A 19,142-nucleotide genomic window follows, 5' to 3' on the forward strand; every position below is an offset into this window, starting at 1 on the left:
CGTGCCGGGACTTTGCCAAAGATCGCAGCGCAGTCAACTGTCCAGCATTTAGTGTGTTTATCGGGTGCCAGCCGCCGATGTCGACGATTGCTACGTTCAGCGGCCATGGACCTGCGAATGCGAACGAAAACGGGAACGGGAACGCTCGACGTGCGCCGGGCGCGATCCGTCGTCCTCTCCGTGTCGGCACTCGCCTTCGTCGCGAAAATGGTTCTCGCCGCTCAGACACGCGGCCCCGCCGACGTCCGGTTCTTCGACGCCTTCGCCCGGGCGATCGCCCAGGTCGGCCCCGTGCGCATCTACGAACACCCGATGCCGCGCCTGCCCGTCTACAACCATCCGCCGCTCGCGAGCTGGATGCTGCTCGGGCTCGACGAACTGGACCGGCTGGGAATTCCCTTCGCGGTTCTGATCCGTACGCCCGCCTGCCTCGCCGATTTCGTCTCCGCCGTTCTCGTATTCGAGATCCTCCGCCGCCGGAGGTCCACCGGAACGGCCATGGCGTGCGCCCTCGGCTGCGCCCTGAGCCCCGTTCTCTTCGCCACGTCCGGATATCACGGCAACACCGATTCGGTCGCCGTCATGTTCGCCGTTCTCGCCGCCCACCTCCTCGCCGACCGCAGGGCACCGCTCGCCGCGGGGATCTGCGCCGCCGTGGCGGTGAGCATCAAGCTCATTCCTGTCGTCGCGATCCCCGCCCTGCTCGTGGCGGCCTTCCGCGCCGGGCGCCCCGTCCTCGTACGCTTCGCCGCCGGCCTCGCCGCCGTCATGCCGGTGCTGTGGGGGCCGGTGCTCGTGACCGTGCCGGAGCCGCTGCGCCAGAAGGTCCTCGAATACGAGGGCGGGCGGGCCAGGCTCTGGGGCTTCGTACGGTTCGCCGACTGGGCGGGCGCCTCCGACGCGTTCATCGTCGCCCTCCACAGCGACTTCCGCCTCCTGTTCGTGCTCGTCTGCATGGCGGCCGGCGTCTGGCTCGCGTGGGTGCGGCCCGCCGCGCCCGCCTACGCGGTCGCCCTGTCGCTCACCCTGCTGCTTCTGCTCAGCACCGGCTCGGCCGTCCAGTACCTCGCCTGGCCGGTGGTCGGCCTGTGCCTGTTCGGCCTCTGGGAGGGCGCCGCGTTCGGCGTGGTCGTCGGTGTCGTCACGGTGTGCGTGTACTCGGGAGCCAGCGCCGTCCGCTGGAACGACTGGGCGCTGAACCTCGCCGCCCTCGGGTGGCTGCTGCTCGCCGCCGGGATCGTGACCGGCCTGCGCCGCGTGCTCGCCGAGCCGCCCCCGGCGCTCCCGCACCGGACGCTGCCCGTGGTGGCGCCCCGGGCGAAGAGCCCGTCCACCCCCGCATCCCCTGTCAACTGAAGCGAACCGACGAAAGAGTAGAGAAGCGCTGGTGATGGAGAGCACGCTGGAGAGCTCGCGGACCGCCCCCCACGGCGGCCGGCCGTCCGGCCCGGGACCGCGGATCGGCATCCTCGTGGTGGCGTACAACGCCGAGGCCACGCTGGAGAAGACGCTCGACCGCATCCCGAAGGACTTCCGGTCCCGCATCGCCGAGATCCTCATCCTCGACGACGCGAGCAGTGACGAGACGTTCACGGCGGGCTGCCGCTGGTCGCAGCTGCAGGGCATGCCGCCGACCGTCGTCATGCGGCACACCAAGAACCTCGGCTACGGCGGCAACCAGAAGGCGGGCTACGCCCTGGCCGCCGAGCGCGGACTCGACATCGTGGTCCTGCTGCACGGCGACGGCCAGTACGCCCCCGAGCTGCTGCCCGAGATGGTCGCCCCCATCGAACGCGGCGAGTGCGAGGCGGTGTTCGGCTCGCGGATGATGAACCCGGGCAGCGCGCTCAAGGGCGGTATGCCGTTCTACAAGTGGCTCGGGAACCGCGTCCTCACCCGCTTCGAGAACGGGCTGCTCGGTTCCCGGCTCAGCGAGTTCCACTCCGGGTACCGCGCCTACAGCGTCGCCGCACTGCGCCGGCTGCCCATCGAACGCAACACCGACGCCTTCGACTTCGACACCCAGATCGTCGTCCAGCTGATCGACGCGGGCATGCGGATCCGCGAGATCCCCATCCCCACCTACTACGGCGACGAGATCTGCTACGTCAACGGCATGCGCTACGCCAAGGACGTGGTCAAGGACGTGCTCGAATACCGGCTCGCGCTCAAGGGCTTCGGCACCTGCCCGTGGATCCCCAAGCCCGTCGAGTACGCCTTCAAGGAGGGCGACGGCTCCTCGCACTCGGCGATCCTGCGGCTCATGCGCACGATGCCGCCCGGCCGCGTCCTCGACGTCGGCTGCTCCGGCGGCCTGTTCGCCGAGCGCCTGGAGGCCCTCGGACACACCGTCACCGGCCTGGACTTCGTCGAGGTGCCGGGCGTACGCGAGCGCTGCACCGACTTCGTCCTCGCCGACCTGGAGGAGGGCCTGCCGCCCGACATCGCCGCCGACTACGACTACGTGATCGCCGCAGACGTCATCGAGCATCTCTCCCGGCCCGAACGCGTCCTGTCCGACCTGCGGGACGTCCTGCGCCCCGGCGGCCGTCTGCTGCTCTCCGTACCGAACTTCAGCCACTGGTACGCGCGGCTGCGGGTCGTCCTCGGGGTGTTCGGATACGACCGGCGCGGCATCCTCGACGAGACGCATCTGCGCTTCTTCACCCGCGCCAGTCTGCGCCGCACGGTGCGGGCCGCCGGCTACGACGAACTGCGGCTCGCCGCCACCGGGGCGCCGTTCTGGTCCGTGCTCGGCGGCGGACCCGTGGCGAAGGTCCTGGGCGGGGCGTCCCGGCTGCTGACCCGTGTGCGGCCGACACTCTTCGGCTACCAGTACGTCGCAGTGCTCACCCCGCATGCGGCGCAGACGATCATCGCCGGGGAGCACGTCGATGTCCAAGACATTCTCAACCGCCAGTACGTCCCCGCCGAGCGGGCCGACCGCGTGGGTGCCACGGCCTGAGCCGAAGCCCCGGCCCCCGCGCAGGAGGAAGATCTTGACGCTGTCCAGCCTGTTGCTGCTGCTCTTCGCGGTGTTCTCGTCGGCGGGCGGCCAGATCATGCTCAAGCACGGCATGCGGTCCGCCGCCGCGGCCGCCCAGCACGGCGGCGGCTCGCTGGTGATGCGGGCCGCCACGACCCCGTGGGTCGTCATCGGACTGGTCGTCTTCGCCGTCTCCGCGGTGGCGTGGATGTCGACGCTGGCCCGCGTGCCGCTGAACATCGCGTACCCCTTCAACGCCCTGGGGTACCTGCTGATCGTCCTCGCGAGCTCCACCGTGCTGCACGAGCGGACGTCGCCGTGGACCTGGGGCGGCTCGCTGATGGTGGTGGCGGGGCTGGTGACGGTGATGGCGGGCCAGCAGTGACGACGGCGGCTCGGGCGAGGGCCGGGCCGCCCGTCGGCTCAGACCGCCGTCCCGGCCGGTGCCTCGCTCTGCTCGGCCGCCGCCTGCCGCGGCAGCGCCACCGCGCCCCGCTCCTCGGGCGGCGTCACCGGAAGCAGCTCGCGTTCCCCCAGCAGCACGTGGCGCACCACGCGCTCGGCCGCCCGGCCGTCGTCGAACGCGCAGAAGCGGGCCCGGAAGGCCGCGCGCAGCCCGGCGTTCGCCGCGCTGTTCCAGGTGCCGTCCGTGAGGACGCGGATCAGCTCGTCGGTGCTGCGGGTCACCGCTCCGGGGGTGTCTCCCGGGGCCCCCGACAGCAGGTCGAAGCAGACGCCCCGCACCGCGCGGTAGATCTCCCAGTCGGGGGCGTGCACCACGATGGGCCGGTCCAGGTTGGCGTAGTCGAACATCACTGAGGAGTAGTCCGTGACCAGTGCGTCCGCCGCCAGGCACAGTTCCTCGGTGCTCGGATGGCCGGAGACGTCCATGATGCCCGGCTGTGCGCCGAGTCCGCTGCCGTCGTGGAAGTAGTGGGCCCGGATCATGAGCACCGTGTCCTCGCCCAGCTCCCGCGCGATCCGGGCAAGGTCGAGCCGGCAGGTGTAGCCGCGCTCGTGGTCGCGGAAGGTCGGCGCGTACAGGACGGCGCGCTGTTCGGGGCGGATGCCCAGCGAGGCGCGTACGGCGGCGACCTGCTCGGGCGTGGCGTTCACGAGGACGTCGTTGCGGGGGTAGCCGGTCTCCAGGTGGCGCACGGCGCTCGGGTAGGCGCTCGTCCATGCCTCGGTGGAGTGCGGGTTGGACGACAGACTGACGTCCCAGCGGTCGACGCGGTGCAGCAGGTCAGGGAAGTTGAGGCCCTGCGCGGCCGCCGGGTACTGGTACTGGCCCACGCCCATCACCTTCAGCGGAGTGCCGTGATGGGTCATCACATGCATCTGACCGCGGCGCTTCACCACCTGGTTGGGGAAGTTGACGTTGCTGATGAAGTACGTGGCGCGGGCCATGACCGCCCAGTAGCGGCGCGAGCCCGGCACGACGTGGTCCACGCCGGGCGGGAGGGAGGCGGCCGCCTTCTTCGACACCACCCACACCCCGTGGACGTCAGGGGCCAGCTCGGCGGCCTTGTGGTAGATCGCCGCCGGGTTGCAGCTCATGCCGCGGTTCCAGTACGCGCTGTACACGGCGAGCCGGGGGTCCAGCGGGCGCAGCCGGTGGAGCCGGTACAGCACGGGGAGCACCCTGTGTGCCAGCCGGGACCGGGCCCCGGCCGCCGCGGCCCGCAGCCCGCGCCGCACGGTGAGCGCCGCGTCGAACCCGCGCAGCGCGGCCGTCCGGCCGCCGGCGAGGAGCCGCAGCCGCAGCCAGGCGAGGCCGCCGGGCGGCTGGTACCCGCGGGGCCGGTACTCCCGGTGGAAGGCGGCCACGGCCCGCACGTACGCGCGCCGGCGGCGTGAGACCTCCGTGTACGTCTCCAGCAGATGCTGCGAGGCCAGCTGGAACAGCGGGGCGTGCACCCCAGCGAAACGCGGTGTGCCCCGCAGGGCGTCGAACAGGTCGCAGAACTGCTCGACCACGTCGTGCGGGGCGACCCTTTCCGCGGGGTCGTCGAGCCCGGGGACGTACCGCCGCCGGCGGTGCTCGACGCAGGGGACGGGCAGCGCGGCGACGGTCTCCGCCGTCGCGAGCGTGCCGAGCGCGTACATCCGGTCCCCGTACGGGCCGGGGGCGAAGGGCACCTGGCCGCTCTCGTGGAAGTCGCGGCGGACCGCCCGGTTCCAGCAGACGGCCGCGACCCCCAGCAGTGCCGGGCGGTCGGCGAGCGTGCACAGGTCGGTGTCGCCCATCTCCGTCAGCAGGTGCAGCGAACGGCTCGGCAGCGGCAGTCCTCGGAACGGCCTGTGGACATGCCCGAACAGCAGCACGTCCGGGTCCTTCGCCGTCTCCAGCCGGTCCGCGATCAGCTGGAGCGCGCCGGGCAGCATGACGTGGGAGCCCTCCAGGAACAGCAGGTAGTCGCCCGTCGCGCGCTCGGCGCCCGCCGTGCGGCGGCCGTCCGAGCCCGCCGCTTCGGCGAGGTGCACGGCGCGCACGCGGGGGTCACGGGCGGCGATCTCGTCGAGCAACTGCCCCGAGCCGTCCGGTGATCCGTCGGCGACCCCGATGATCTCGACATCGGCGAACGACTGCGTCAGTACCGATTCCAGGCACTCGCGCAGGCTTCCACGCACTAGACGGACAGGGACGACGATGCTCAGGCGGGGCATGAAGACTCTTTCTCGTACAGGTCACAGGGGGCGGACGGAGAGCGGGGCGCCGGTGGCGGGCCGCGGGCAGGGCAGCTGCGGGACGGTCCCGGCCGGCGGGACCGGGATCCGTTCGGCCGGCGGGACGAAGGCGGGCAGGCCCCCGGTCTCTTTCAGGAAGACCCGCCGTACGACACGCTCCGCCGCGTGGCCGTCGTCGTACGGGCAGAACCGCTCCCGGAACGCGGTCCGCAGCTGGGCCGAGCGCGAGCCGCGCCAGTGGCCCGTGGTGAAGATGTCGATCAGCTCCTCCTCGGTGCGGGCCACCGCGCCCGGCGGGCACGTGCGCACGTCGAAGTAGGTGCCGCGGGCCGCCTGGTAGGCGTCCCAGTCGGAGGTGTGCAGCACGATCGGGCGGTCCAGGCCCGCGTAGTCGAACATCAGGGACGAGTAGTCGGTGACGAGGGCGTCCGAGGCGAGCGCCAGGGACTCGACGCTCGGATGGCCGGAGACGTCCACGACCCGGTGAGCCGCTCCGAACGTGCCGCCGTCGGCGAGGTAGTGGGCGCGGGCGAGCACCACGAAGCGGTCGCCGAGCGCGTTCGCGAGCCGCGCCGGGTCCAGGGGCGGCCGCTGGGTGCGGCGGTAGTCGCGATGGGTGGGCGCGTACAGGATCGCGGTGCGGCCCTCCGGGACGCCGAGCGCGGCGCGCAGCCGGGCCACGTCGGCGGGCGTGGCCCGGTGGAAGACGTCGTTGCGGGGGTAGCCGTACTCGAGGACGGTGCAGGCCGCGGGGTACGCGCGCTCCCACACGAGCGTCGAATGCCGGTTGGCGGACAGGGAGTAGTCCCACTTGTCGGCGTTCGCGAGCAGCTGCTCGAAGTCCATGTCACGCGCCGCGGCCGGGCGTTCGCGAAGATCGATGCCCATCGTCTTCAGCGGGGTGCCGTGGTGGGTCTGGAGCATGATCTGACCGGGGCGCTTGACCATCCGGCGGTCGAAGTTCACGTTGTTGACCAGGTACTTGGCGCGGGCGAGCGCCGACCAGTGGGCGAACGAACCCGGCCGCAGACGCCGTGTCGCCGCCGGAATCGTGTGCTGGTGGGCGGGGTCCGCGATCCAGGCGGTGCGGATGTGCGGTGCGAGTTCGCGGACCTTCTCCTCGATCGCGGCCGGATTGCACGCGTAGCCGCGGTTCCAGTACGCGGAGAACACGGCCAGGTCCTTGCGGACGGGCAGCCTCAGCTGGATGCGGTAGTGCACCCGCACCGCGGCGGCGTGCAGCACCCGGCGGCCGGCGCCCGCGACGCGGCGGGCCCGCGCGCGCAGCAGGTCCGTCGTCCACAGCAGGCGGTAGACGCGGTGGCAGCCGTGCCGCATCAGCAGGTGCCGAAGCCGCCCGCGCAGCGAGGGACGCGCCCCCGGCGCGCGGTGGCGGGCGCAGTGCGCGCGGGCGCGGCGGAAGAACTCGGGGCGGCTGCCGAGGGGCAGCCGGCCGCGGGTGATGGCGAGCGTCGAGAAGTGGTCGACCATGCGGCAGAACAGGACGCCCCGCCAGTGCGCGAGCTCCGGCCGCGCGTCGAGGAACGCGAAGACGCGGTCGTACTGGTCGAAGATGTCGAAGTGCTTGCGGCTCGTGGTGGCGAGGATGTTGCCGCCCTCCCGGCGCTGGCGGTAGTACACGCACACCCGGTCCAGAGTGGCGACGGTGGACGCCGCCAGCAGCGCCGGATAGGTGAACGGGGTGTCCTCGTAGTAGCCCGGCGGGAAGGCGAGCCGCTCGCGCTCGACGAACTCCCGCCGGTACGCCTTGTTCCAGACCACCATCAGCAGTTTCAGCAGCCCGGGCCGGTCCTCCAGACGGAACGTCGCCGGCTCCTGCTCGCTCAGCAGCGCGGCGAACCTGTTCCGTGTGATCTCACCGGTCCAGTAGGTGCGGGCGTAGTCGTAGACCAGGACGTCGGGTTCGTCCGTGTGCTTGAGCCGGTCGGCGATCGCCTGGAGCGCGCCGGGTACGAGGGTGTCGTCACTGTCCAGGAAGATGACGTACTCGCCGCACGCGCGGGCGAGTCCGGCGTTGCGCGCACCGCCCAGGCCCGCGTTCTCCGGCAGGTGCACGGCCCGCACGCGCGGGTCGCGCGCCGCGACCTCGTCGATGATCGCACCGCAGGAGTCCGGCGAGCAGTCGTCGACGGCGATCAGTTCGAGGTCGTCGAAGCTCTGACTCAGCACCGACTCAAGGCATTCATGCAGGTAGGCCTGGACCTTGAACGCGGGCACGATGACGCTGAACCGGGGCACGGCACATCCATGGGTCGGCGCGGGCAGATGGCCCGAAAACGGCCAATGGGGTGACTTGGTTACGCCGCACGTGGCATCCGGGGGACGAGCGCGTGAAGGCGGCCCGGTTACGGGGAACCGGGCCGCCTCCTGTGCACGAGGGTCACTTGACGGCGCCCGCCATGACGCCCGAGACGAACTGCCGCTGGAAGGCGAAGAACACGATCAACGGGATGATCATCGACACGAACGCGCCGGGCGCGAGCACGTCGATGTTGTTGCCGAACTGCCGTACCTGGCGCTGGAGCGCGACCGTGATCGGCGCGGACTCGGAGTCCGCGAAGATCAGCGCGACCAGCATGTCGTTCCACACCCACAGGAACTGGAAGATGCCGAGCGAGGCGATCGCCGGTCCGCCCAGCGGCATCACGACCCGGGTGAACAGGCGGATCTCGCCCGCTCCGTCGAGCCGGGCCGCCTCCAGCAGCTCCCGGGGGATCTCCGCGAAGAAGTTGCGCAGCAGGAAGATCGCGAAGGGCAGGCCGAAGGCGACGTGGAAGAGGATCACGCCGATCGTCGTCTCGAAGATGCCGATGAGACCGAAGAGTTCGGACACCGGAACGAGCGCGACCTGTACGGGGACGACGAGGAGCCCGACGACGACCATGAACCACCAGTCGCGGCCCGGGAACTCCATCCACGCGAAGGCGTATCCGGCGAGCGCACCGATCACCACGACGAGCACGGTGGCCGGGACGGTGATCAGGACGGTGGAGACGAGGGAGCCGGTGATCACCTCGTTCTCCAGGAGGCGGGTGTAGTTCTCGGTGGTGAGCTGGGCGGGTGCGGTCAGCACCTCCCACCAGCCGCTCGCGGCGATGTCACCGGGGCTGCGGAGGGAGGAGAGCAGCAGACCGACGGTCGGCATCAGCCAGAACAGGGCGGCGAGGACGAGGAAGACACGCATCACGCCGCCGCCGGTGCGGGCGGCGATGCGGGTGGCGAGGGACTGCTTCGCCTTGACGGGCGCAGCGCTCGTGCCGGCCGTGCCGGTGCCGCTCATGGTGCTCATCGCCCGGCCTCCTTCCGCGTCCGCCGGATGTTGCTGTGCTTGCCCGGGGGGCGACCCCCGGACTCGCGGCAGGTGCCGGGTGCGGTGTGGCGCGTGTTCATCGCCCGGCCTCCTTCCGCATCCGCCGGATGTTGAGGAACATCACCGGCAGCACCAGCAGGAGCAGCAGGACCGCGATCGCGCTGCCGAGCCCGAGGTTCGCGTCCGTGCCGAACGACGAGCGGTACAGCTGGAGCGCGAGGACGTTCGCGTCGTCCTGCGAGGAGCCCGGCGCGATGATGAACACCAGGTCGAAGATCTTCAGCACGTTGATCATCAGCGTCACCAGCACCACCGCGAGCACGGGCGCCAGGAGCGGCACGGTCACCCTGCGGAAGACCTGCCACTCGTTCGCGCCGTCCACGCGGGCCGCCTCCAGCAGTTCGCGCGGCACGCTCGCCAGCCCCGCCGCGATCAGGACCATCGCGAAGCCGGCCCACATCCACACGTAGCTGCCGATGATCGCCGGGGTGACGAGGCCCGGGCCGAGCCAGTTCACGCCGTTGTACGGCTCGCGGAAGTTCTCCGCGGGCAGCCGCAGCAGCGCCCCCTCCGCCGAGGCGGGCAGGGTGAACCGCCCGTCCGCACCGGCCCGCGCCTCCGCGACGACCTTGCCGTCCTTGACCGCCTCCACCTTGATGCCCCTGAGCCCGAGTTCCCTGGCGTCGACGACGTTCGGCTTTCCGCCGCCGCCCCGGGTGAAGTCCAGCCACGCCGTGCCGTTGATCCCGTCACCGCCGGCCTCCGGCGCCTTCGCGGGCTCGGCGTCCGACGGCATCTTCGCGGGCGCCACCCCGACCAGCGGCAACTGGACGGGCGTTCCGGCCGAGACCGGCTCCTTGGTGACGAACGAACCGCCGCCGCCCGCCTTCAGCGGATGCGCGGGCAGCGGATGCGCCTTGGGGAAGCCCGCGGACTCGTTGAACGTGTCGTGCACGCCCACCCAGACCGCGTTGGCGACCCCGCGCTCCGGGTCCTGCTCGTACACCAGGCGGAAGATGATGCCCGCGGCGAGCATCGAGATCGCCATCGGCATGAAGACGATCAGCTTGAACGCCGTGCCCCAGCGGATCCGCTCCGTGAGCACCGCGAAGATCAGGCCGAGCGCGGTGGACACGGTCGGCGCCACCACCACCCAGATCGCGTTGTTCTTGACGGCGGTCAGGATGGTGTCGTCGGTGAAGATCTCCCGGTAGTTCCCCAACCCGGCGAAACCGCTGCCGGACTGGTCGAAGAACGACCGGTAGATCGAGTACCCGATCGGGTAGACCACGAGCGCGCCCAGCAGCACGAGCGCGGGCAGCAGGAAGCCCGCCGCCACGACTTTACGTGTGCCTGTCACGCTCTTGCGTGTACCGGCGGGGGGCGCCGGACGGGCCGGCCCCCCCGCTGTCGCGGCCGCCACGGCTTCAGTCCTGGTACGCCTTGGCCGCGTCGGCCTCCAGCCGCTGCTGGGTGCCCGCGATGTCCTTCGGGTTCTTCAGGAAGTCCTGGAGCGCCTTCCACTCACCCTTGCCGGGCGTGCCGCCGAACGACTGCGGCATCTGGTCCGACATGTCGAAGCGGAAGTCGTCACCCGCGGCGATCAGCGCCTTGGCGATGTCGCGCTGTACGTCGTTCGGGTACGCGGCCACGTCGAGGGACTTGTTCGGTGAGATGAAGCCGCCCGCCGCCGCCGAGATCGCCGCCGCGTCGGGCGAGGCGAGGAACGTCAGCAGCGCCTGTGCTCCCTTGCTGTCCTTGAGCGCCACGGCCGCGTCGCCGCCGGTCACCACGGGCGCCTCCGCACCGACCGCGGGGAACGGGAACACCTTCGCGTCGCCGCCGATCTCCGCGTCCGTCTGCGCGATGTTGACGGTGACGAAGTCGCCCTCGAAGACCATCGCGGCCTTGGGCTGGTCACCGCCGCTGAACGTCTGCGTGACGGAGGCGGGGAACTCGGTCTGCAGCGCGCCGTCCGCGCCGCCCGCGATCAGGGACGGCTTGCCCCACAGCTGCGCGATCGTGGTGAGCGCGTCCTTCACGGACGGGTCGGTCCACTTGATCTCGTGCTTGGCGAGCTGGTCGTACTTCTCCGGTCCCGCCTGGGAGAGGTAGACGTTCTCGAACCAGTCGGTGAGGGTCCAGCCGTCCGCGCCCGCGATCGAGACCGGCGTGACACCGGACGCGGAGATCGTCTCCGCCGTCGAGAGGAAGTCCTTCCACGTCTTCGGCGCGGCGGCGCCCGCGTTCTCGAAGACCGCGTTGTTGTACCAGATCAGGGACTTGTTGGCGGCCTTGTAGTAGACGCCGTACTGGGTGCCGTCCACGGCCCCGAGGTCCTGCCAGCCCTTCGAGTAGTTCTTCGCGAGCTGGGCCTTCGCCTCGGGGCCGACGGGCTTGGCCCACTTGCGCTGCACGGCCTGCTGGATCGCGCCGACCTGCGGCAGCATCGCCACGTCCGGCGGACTGCCGCCCGCGATCTTCGTACCGAGGAAGTTGACGATCGGGTCCTGGGCGGGAACGAAGGTGACCTTCGCGCCCGTGCGCTTCTCGAACTCGTCCAGGACCTTGGTGAAGTTCTCCTGCTCCGGTCCGCTCCAGACGGCCGCGACCTGGATGTTCTCGCCGTCCAGCTTGGGCAGTTGGACGGTCGTCGCCGGCTTCGTGGTTTCGTCGCCCCTGGGCCGGCCGGCGTCGCTGTCGCCGCCGCATCCGGTGAGGGCGAGCGCGCCGATGGCGGCGAACGCCACCGCGGCCCTGCTCGTACGAAGAGTTGTGCGCATTGCTGCCCCGTCTCTCCTGTGCGCTGCTGTCCCGTGACAGCAGGTCTACGCCCGAGCTGCGGGTGTCGCAATACCGCCTCCGGCGACAAGCGGCCTTTCGTGATGGCCTTGTGACGCGATGTCAGGCGGATGGCCCCACGGCCCGCCGCGCCCACGAGCGGATCAGGGATGCGCCGGGATGAGGGGCGGGACCGGACCGGCGTTGACCGACTGCGCGGCCCGTTGCAGAGCGCTGGCGAGCAGCGCCAGATCCGTCGGTCCGTTGCCCAGCTCGCGGACGGGACGGCGGGCCGGCGGGTCGCCCATCCGTTCCCACTCCAGCGGGACGACCGTGGGACGCAGCGTCGCCGTCCTCGGTATGCGGCCCGTGACGCGGCCGCTCTGGAACGGGGTCACCCGGCCGTCCGGATGCCCCAGCCTGCCCCGGCCGGGGGCCGGGTCGTCCGGACCCGGCGAGGCGGGCGGCGCCTGCAGCACCACGCGCAGCCGGGCCCCCTCCGCCAGGTGCGTGTCGGCAGTCCGGTCCGGACGCGAGGACGTCGCCACGAGATGCACTCCGAGCCGCCCACCGTCCCGGGCGACCGCATCCAGGGCCCGGACGACCGAACCGGCCGCCGGCCGGCCCGGGCTGCCGAGCGCCGGAGCCACCAGCGCGTCGAAGTCGTCGACCAGCACCACGAGGCGCGGCAGGGGGTCCGGCTCCTGGCTCTGCGTACGCCCGCCGGGGCGCAGCCGCAGGGTCCCGGACGCGGGCGAGTCCAGATCGCCGCGCTGCTCGGCGGGGCTGGGGCCGCGCTGGCCGACCATGCGGCCGGCGACCTCGCGCCGCGCCTGCCACTCGGCGAAGCCGACACCGTCCAGGAGCTCCGCGCGACGCTTGAGCTCGGCGCCCAGCGCCTGCGCGAACACCCGCATCCGCACCGGGTCGCTCGCCACCAGGTGTTCGGTGACGTGCGGCAGCTCCGTGCACGCGGCCAGGCCCTCACCGCGCTCGCCGCCTGCGCCGTCGACCAGGAGCAGACCGAGCCGGTCGGGGCGGCCGGCGGCGGCCAGGGAAGCGGCGGCCGCGCGCAGCAACTCGGTGCGGCCGCTGCCCGCGGGGCCCTCGATCAGCAGGTGCGGGCCCTCTTCGGCGAGGTCCACGGCGAGCGGGCCGCGCGGCCCCGAGCCGAGGACCACCGTGCCGTCGCCCGCCGATGCCCAGCGCGCCATCAGCGAGGCGGGCGTGGCCCGGGCGAGCCCCAGCTCGTCCAGCAGCCGTGCCGACTGCGGCAGCGCCGCGACCCGGCCCGGGTGCATCGGAGCACCCTCGGCGCGCAGGGGCGCGAGCGCGCGCCCGAAACGCTCCGCCCACGCCGGTGACACCGCGTCCACCGCACCGACCGTGCCGTGGCCCGCGAGCCGCCCACCGGCTACCCGTATCAGCCGCAGCGCGGTCGCCACGTCACCGCTGAGCATCGCGACGGCGCCGCACTCCCGGAAGGCGAGCGACGCCGCGCACGCGGACTCGTACGTCGCCGCCACGGGGGAGAGAGGGGAGGCGGCCGGGGTCTCGGCCAGACAGATCAGGTGGATCCCGGCGGCCGGGCCCGCGCCCGCGAGCCGCGCGGTGGTCTCGCGCAGCGCTGCGGAACCGGGGTCGCCGTCGACGATCACGACCGTACGCGGGCCGGTGTGCCGGTCGGCCGCGTCCGCCACGGCCCGGCGGTCGGCGCTCGGCCAGCCCTGGCCGAGCGGCCCCTCGTCCAGCCTGCGCGTCAGCTCGGCGGTGCGGGCGGTGGCCTGGTCGCGGTCGTAGGCGAGCAGGAGACGGCAGTCCTGGCCGTGCGCGGGACGCAGATGCGGCAGCCAGCCCAGCCATGCCCATTCGCTGCGCCGCTCCTCCAGGGTCCGGGAGCGGTCCGTGCTGATCAGCACGAACTCCAGATCGGAGGGGGAGTGCAGCGCGGCGAGCTGCGCCACGGCGGAGCGGGCGAGTCCGGCCAGCCGCGCCCGCGGGCCGGCCAGCCCGAGGGAGCCCGCCTCGCGCAGCGCGACGGTCACCGGTACGGAGGGCAGCTCGGCACGGTCGGTCGTGCCGAGCCGGATGACGAGGGACTCGGGGTGCTCCGGACCGCGCTCCCACAACCGGGGGCCGGGACCGAGCGCGGTCAGCAGCACGGCGGCGGGGTCGGGCCACGCCTCGACGGCGGGCGGGCCCGTGGTGACGTCCGGGCCGGCCGCCTCGTGCGGCTCTGGCACGCGCGCGTCGCGGCCGCCGGCGAGCCGCCGCGCCCAGGCGCCGATGCCGCGGCGCCGGGCGGTCGGCCCCTCGGGGGCCCGACTGCGGACCGGCTCCCCGCCGGACACGTCGAGCGCCCGCCCGTGGGTGTCGCCGCCGACGGGGGCGTACTGAGCGGGCACGCGGGGGCTCGCGGCGTCGGCCCGATACGTCTGCGACGACCCCGACCGGTCGGCCCGGTGGCGCTGCCCCTCGCGGGCCCCGGCGTCCGGCCCGTCGCCGCCATCGCCGTACTGCCCGGCACCGTCACGGCCGCGCCCGTACGTGTCGGCCGGCTCGGGTTGGTTGCCCGGGTGACCGCCCGGGCCGTGGGCGAGGCCCGCGCCTCCGGTGCTCGCCGGCTCGCGCCACGCGTTGCCGTGCCCGTACGCGTCGGTCGGATCGGCCGGAGGCGTGTCGGTGCGCCCCACGCCCTCGACGCCGCCGTGCCCGTACGCCTCGGCGGGCCGGGCCCACCGGGGGCGGCGCACGTCGCTGTTCTGTGCCCCCGCGCTCTCCGGGCCGGTCCGGCCCGGCCCCGTCGGCCCCGGCCAGCCGTCCCGGCCGCCGCCGGTGCCGGGCGCATCCGCGCGGCCCGTACTCCCGTGGCCTGTACCGGCCTGACCGTACGTGCCCGCCGGCCGCCGGGCGTCCGGGCTCTGCGCGTCTGCGCGCCCTGCCCCGTCGGCACCCGCCGGTCCCGGCCACCCGTCCCGGCCGCCGCCGGTGGCGTGGGTGTCCGGCGGTTCGCGCCGGGCGTCGCCGCGTCCGGCGGGCCTTTGGTCCGCGGGCCCGCCTCCGGACGCTCCTCCGGGCCCCGCGCCGGCCGCGCGCCCGGCGGCGGCCTGCTCGGAGGAGCTCGTCGGCCGGCGCAGTGTCTGACCTGTGGCCTCCGGGCCCGCTCCGGCCGGGGCGTCCGGTCCTTCCGGCGCGCCGGAAGGGCGAGAGACCCGCAGGTGACCCTCGCCGTCCGGGGTCGTCCGCAGTGGCTCCGGCGGCGGCGCGGTCGCCAGGCGCAGCGTCGACTCGCCCAGGCGCAGCAGCGCGCCCGCCGGGAGGCGGACCGGGCGGGTGTCGACGGACGCGCCGTCGACCGTCGTGCCGTTCGTCGAGCCCAGGTCCGCGACCGTCACCCGGCCGTCGTCCGCGACCGTCACCGCGCAGTGCAGCCGGGAGACGTCCGGATCGTCCAGCGGCACATCGGCGTCGGCCGAGCGGCCGACGCTTATCCGCCCGCCGTGCAGCAGATGGACCCCGCCCGCGTCCGGTCCGGCCACGACATGGAGCTGCGCCGCCGCGTCCACCGCGTCGTGCGCGTCCTCGTCGACGGGGGACTGGAGGGCGAGGACGGCTCCGTCCACCAGCGGCGGCTCGCCGAGTGTGCGCCGCTGGAGGTCGAGACGCTCCTGTCCCGCGTAGAGCACGACCGTGCCCGAGGTGTCCGGGCCGGAGACGGCGGCGGCGAGGCCGGAGGCCACCGCGGCCAGCGCGGTGCCCGCGGGCGCGGTGACCAGCACGTCGCAAGGGCGCCCCGCGGTCGCGGACGACCCCCCGCGCGGCGCGAGCACAGTCAGCCGGATCTGCATCGCCGTCAGCCATCCCTTCTGCGCGGGGTACCCGGCAGGGGAGCCGCCCTGATCGCCCCCCGCCCGGCAGGTCGGCACGAGCCATGAGCTCCCTCCCACGGCCATGTGCTGAGAGGCATCCTCGCACCTGCTGCCGACAACACGCCCGGGCCCCATCCGTAAGCGATCTTGATTGGTCGGCTCTGGGCGCAAAAGTGCCTGGTTGGCACAGGAACCGGAACGCCCCGCCCCCTGATCGTGACGTTCGCTGCACTTCCGTAGGGCAACCATCCGTACGATGCCCGCGTCTGTTCTTCGAACAGGCACCGGGGCGCGCACCGCCGGTGATCCGTTCGGCACCATTACAGTGGGTCGGACACCCGGCGGCCCGCAGGATCACCGCATCATCGGCAGCCCGGGTTCCAGAGGACCGACCAGCAGGGAGCGCATGACGTGCGGCCGGTAGGCAGCAAGTACCTGCTCGAGGAGCCGCTCGGGCGCGGCGCCACGGGCACCGTCTGGCGAGCCCGTCAGAGGGAGACCGCGGGCGCCGAGGCCGCCGTCGCGGGACAGCCCGGTGAGACCGTCGCGATCAAGGTCCTCAAGGAGGAGCTCGCGAACGACGCGGACGTGGTGATGCGCTTCCTGCGGGAGCGCTCCGTCCTCCTGCGGCTCACCCACCCGAACATCGTGCGCACCCGCGACCTGGTCGTCGAGGGCGATCTCCTCGCCCTGGTCATGGACCTCGTCGACGGCCCGGACCTCCACCACTACCTGCGCGACAACGGCCCGCTGTCGCCGGTCGCCGCCTCCCTGCTGACGGCGCAGATCGCCGACGCGCTCGCCGCCAGCCACGCCGACGGCATCGTCCACCGCGACCTCAAGCCGGCGAACGTCCTGCTGAAGACCGACGCCGACGGTCAGATGCACCCGATGCTGACGGACTTCGGCATCGCGCGCCTCGCCGACTCCCCGGGCCTGACCCGCACGCACGAGTTCGTCGGCACCCCCGCGTACGTCGCGCCCGAGTCCGCCGAGGGCCGCCCGCAGACCTCCGCCGTCGACATCTACGGCGCGGGCATCCTGCTGTACGAGCTGGTCACCGGCCGGCCCCCGTTCGCGGGCGGTACGGCGCTCGAAGTGCTGCACCGGCACCTCAGCGAGGAGCCCCGCCGCCCCACCACCGTCCCCGAGCCGCTGTGGACGGTCATAGAGCGCTGCCTGCGCAAGGAGCCCGGCGAGCGGCCCAGCGCCGAGAATCTCGCCCGCGGCCTGCGCACGGTCGCGGCCGGCATCGGTGTGCACTCCAACGCGGCCCAGGTCGACGCTGCCCTCGGCGTCGCCGCGCTGCTCGCGCCCGACCCCGCCCCGGCGCCCGTCCCCGAGACGCCCGGTGCCGCGGACCCGACGCAGGTCCTGCCGAACACGGGCGGCGGTCAGGCGTACGACCCGTCGGCCGCGACGAGCGTCATGCCGCAGACCGGACGCCCGGGCGGCGGCGCCGACCCGACCTCCGTGATGCCCCCCGTCCCGCCGGGCGACGCGCAGCGTCCCGAGGATCCGCACCCCTGGCAGTCGCAGCTGCGCGCAGCCCGCGACCGCAACGAGCAGACGCAGGTGCAGTACCTGGACCCGAGCCAGGACCCGCTGCGCCGCCGCCCTCAGCGCCAGGCGCCGCCGCCCCAGCCGCCGCAGTATCAGCAGCGGCCCCCACAGCGCCCCCAGCCGCAGCCGTACCCGCCGCAGCCCCAGCGCCACCAGCCCCAGCGCCATCAGCCCCAGCCGTACGCGCCCCCGCAGGCGCCGCCCCAGCAGCCGCGACCGCCGCGCGAGCCGCGCCGGCGCAGCGCCAACCCGGTCCGCATCCCCGGCCTCGGCTGCCTCAAGGGCTGCCTGGTGATGATCGTGCTGTTCTTCATCGGCGGCTGGCTGATCTGGGAGCTCACACCGCTCCAGAGCTGGATCGCCGAGGGCAAGAGCTACTGGGACGCGATCGGCGACGGCATCACCAAGGTCACCGACTGGATCTCGCAGCTCGGTGAGGCGAAGGACACCGCCGATCAGATCCAGAACCAGCAGTAACAGCGGTAGCCCTGTCGTTTTGTCGACTTCTGCGGGCTGATTTGTTCCGCAGAGGTGGAGGTTGGTGTCATCCGGGGCACACAGGTCCCCGCGCCCGCGTACGTTATGGGGCAACGCCAGCCGCTGAGGGAGCAGTCTTGGCACGGAATATCGGCAGCCGGTACACGGCCCATCAGATCCTGGGGCGGGGAAGCGCGGGCACGGTGTGGCTCGGCGAGGGCCCCGAAGGGCCCGTGGCCATCAAGCTTCTTCGCGAGGACCTGGCCTGCGACCAGGAACTGGTCGGCCGCTTCGTCCAGGAGCGCACGGCCCTCCTCGGGCTCGACCACCCCCGGGTGGTCGGCGTCCGCGACCTCGTCGTCGACGGCAACGACCTCGCGCTGGTCATGGACCTCGTACGCGGCACCGATCTGCGCACCCGGCTCGACCGCGAGCGCCGGCTCGCGCCCGAGGCGGCGGTCGCGATCATCGCGGACGTCGCCGACGGCCTCGCCGCCGCCCACGCGGCCGGGGTCGTGCACCGGGACGTCAAGCCGGAGAACATCCTGCTCGACATGGAGGGCCCGCTCGGTCCGGCCGGGTCTCACCCGGCGCTGCTGACCGACTTCGGCGTCGCCAAGCTGATCGACACCCCGCGCCGCACCAAGGCCCTGCGGGCCACGGGCGGCGGCGCCCCGAACCCGTCGGGGATCATCGGCACGCCGGACTACATCGCGCCCGAGATCGTCGAGGGCCTGCCGCCCCGCGCGGCGGTCGACATCTATGCGCTGGCCACCGTCCTGTACGAGCTTCTGGCGGGGTTCACTCCCTTCGGCGGCGGTCATCCCGGGGCCGTCCTGCGGCGCCATGTCACCGAGACCGTCGTCCCGCTGCCGGGTATCCCCGACGAGCTGTGGCAGCTGATCGTCCAGTGCCTGGCGAAGGCGCCCGCCTCCCGGCTGCGCGCCTCCGAGCTGGCGCACCGGCTGCACGACCTGCTGCCGACGCTCGCCGGTATGCCCCCGCTGGATGTCGACGAGCCCGACGCGGAGCCGGCGCCCGAGCCGTACGAGGACGTGGCCCCGGCCGTCCGGGGCGAGGCGCGCCGCCGGGGCGCGGTCCCGCTCGTCCCCGGATCGGCCCCGGCCGATTCCAACCGCGACACCCACACCTCGATGCGGGTGCCCGCCCCGGACGAGCTCGCGGGCGGGGCCCACGGCACCGCCCGGGCACCCCGCGCCCCGGGCCAGCGTCGCCCCGGCTCGGCCCGCAACAGGGCGGCTTCGGTGCGCAAGCGCCGCATCACCGTGGGTGTCGCCGCCGTGGTGGTGGCCGCGGCCGTGGGGGTCGGCGGCTGGCTGGCCGCCGGCGGCGACGACACCGAGCCCACGCCGGAGGAGACGCGGCAGTCGGCTCCCTCGGAGCCCTAGGTCCCGTCCGGCCCGGCCCCGTCCCCAGGGGCCGG

The 19,142-nt window shown here is 73.2% G+C and carries 11 protein-coding genes; 5 read left to right on the forward strand and 6 right to left on the reverse strand.

Annotated features, from left to right (window positions below):
* Positions 1–117: 117 nt before the first annotated feature.
* The 3 genes from ACWD0A_RS24050 to ACWD0A_RS24060 are packed head-to-tail and all read left to right on the forward strand — an operon-like array spanning position 118 to position 3,371.
* Positions 118–1,356 (forward strand): glycosyltransferase family 39 protein, encoded by a 1,239-nt coding sequence (locus ACWD0A_RS24050; protein WP_451301237.1) that lies wholly within the window; start codon positions 118–120, stop codon positions 1,354–1,356.
* A 34-nt stretch (positions 1,357–1,390) separates the two neighbouring features.
* Positions 1,391–2,965 carry a methyltransferase domain-containing protein gene (locus ACWD0A_RS24055; protein WP_451301239.1) on the forward strand — a complete coding sequence of 525 codons (1,575 nt, stop codon included), beginning with the start codon at positions 1,391–1,393 and terminating at the stop codon, positions 2,963–2,965.
* A 34-nt stretch (positions 2,966–2,999) separates the two neighbouring features.
* Positions 3,000–3,371: a DMT family transporter gene (locus ACWD0A_RS24060; RefSeq protein WP_307715216.1), complete on the forward strand. Its 372-nt coding sequence runs from the start codon at positions 3,000–3,002 to the stop codon at positions 3,369–3,371.
* A 38-nt stretch (positions 3,372–3,409) separates the two neighbouring features.
* Here the strand turns inward: ACWD0A_RS24060 and ACWD0A_RS24065 are convergent, their stop codons facing one another.
* From ACWD0A_RS24065 to ACWD0A_RS24090, 6 genes are all read right to left on the reverse strand, one after another.
* Positions 3,410–5,656, reverse strand: a complete 2,247-nt coding sequence (locus ACWD0A_RS24065) for a bifunctional glycosyltransferase/CDP-glycerol:glycerophosphate glycerophosphotransferase (protein WP_451301241.1) — start codon at positions 5,654–5,656, stop codon at positions 3,410–3,412.
* A 21-nt stretch (positions 5,657–5,677) separates the two neighbouring features.
* Positions 5,678–7,936, reverse strand: coding sequence for a bifunctional glycosyltransferase/CDP-glycerol:glycerophosphate glycerophosphotransferase (locus tag ACWD0A_RS24070; RefSeq protein ID WP_451301243.1), 2,259 nt, complete (start codon positions 7,934–7,936; stop codon positions 5,678–5,680).
* Between the two features lie 142 nt (positions 7,937–8,078).
* Entirely contained in the window at positions 8,079–8,987 is a 909-nt protein-coding gene (locus ACWD0A_RS24075) for a carbohydrate ABC transporter permease (RefSeq protein ID WP_451301245.1), read from the reverse strand.
* Positions 8,988–9,084: 97 nt separating this feature from the next.
* Entirely contained in the window at positions 9,085–10,431 is a 1,347-nt protein-coding gene (locus ACWD0A_RS24080) for a carbohydrate ABC transporter permease (RefSeq protein WP_451301247.1), read from the reverse strand.
* A 4-nt stretch (positions 10,432–10,435) separates the two neighbouring features.
* Positions 10,436–11,791, reverse strand: coding sequence for an ABC transporter substrate-binding protein (locus ACWD0A_RS24085; protein ID WP_451301249.1), 1,356 nt, complete (start codon positions 11,789–11,791; stop codon positions 10,436–10,438).
* Positions 11,792–11,953: 162 nt separating this feature from the next.
* The gene (locus ACWD0A_RS24090) at positions 11,954–15,637 is read right to left on the reverse strand and encodes an FHA domain-containing protein (protein WP_451301251.1); all 3,684 of its coding nucleotides are present in this window, start codon (positions 15,635–15,637) and stop codon (positions 11,954–11,956) included.
* A gap of 432 nt (positions 15,638–16,069) precedes the next feature.
* Here ACWD0A_RS24090 and ACWD0A_RS24095 point away from each other — a divergent pair, with 432 nt between their 5' ends.
* On the forward strand, positions 16,070–17,698 hold the full coding sequence (locus ACWD0A_RS24095; protein WP_451301253.1) for a serine/threonine-protein kinase: 1,629 nt from the start codon (positions 16,070–16,072) through the stop codon (positions 17,696–17,698).
* A 137-nt stretch (positions 17,699–17,835) separates the two neighbouring features.
* The gene (locus ACWD0A_RS24100) at positions 17,836–19,107 is read left to right on the forward strand and encodes a serine/threonine-protein kinase (protein WP_451301255.1); all 1,272 of its coding nucleotides are present in this window, start codon (positions 17,836–17,838) and stop codon (positions 19,105–19,107) included.
* Positions 19,108–19,142: the final 35 nt, after the last annotated feature.

The organism is Streptomyces sp. NPDC002867 (genome assembly GCF_053591895.1).

Coding starts and splice junctions, on each gene's coding strand:
- ACWD0A_RS24050 (WP_451301237.1), top strand. CDS start 118: ATGCGAACGAAAACGGGAACGGGAACGCTCGACGTGCGCCGGGCGCGA.
- ACWD0A_RS24055 (WP_451301239.1), top strand. CDS start 1,391: ATGGAGAGCACGCTGGAGAGCTCGCGGACCGCCCCCCACGGCGGCCGG.
- ACWD0A_RS24065 (WP_451301241.1), bottom strand. CDS start 5,656: ATGCCCCGCCTGAGCATCGTCGTCCCTGTCCGTCTAGTGCGTGGAAGC.
- ACWD0A_RS24075 (WP_451301245.1), bottom strand. CDS start 8,987: ATGAGCACCATGAGCGGCACCGGCACGGCCGGCACGAGCGCTGCGCCC.
- ACWD0A_RS24085 (WP_451301249.1), bottom strand. CDS start 11,791: ATGCGCACAACTCTTCGTACGAGCAGGGCCGCGGTGGCGTTCGCCGCC.
- ACWD0A_RS24090 (WP_451301251.1), bottom strand. CDS start 15,637: ATGCAGATCCGGCTGACTGTGCTCGCGCCGCGCGGGGGGTCGTCCGCG.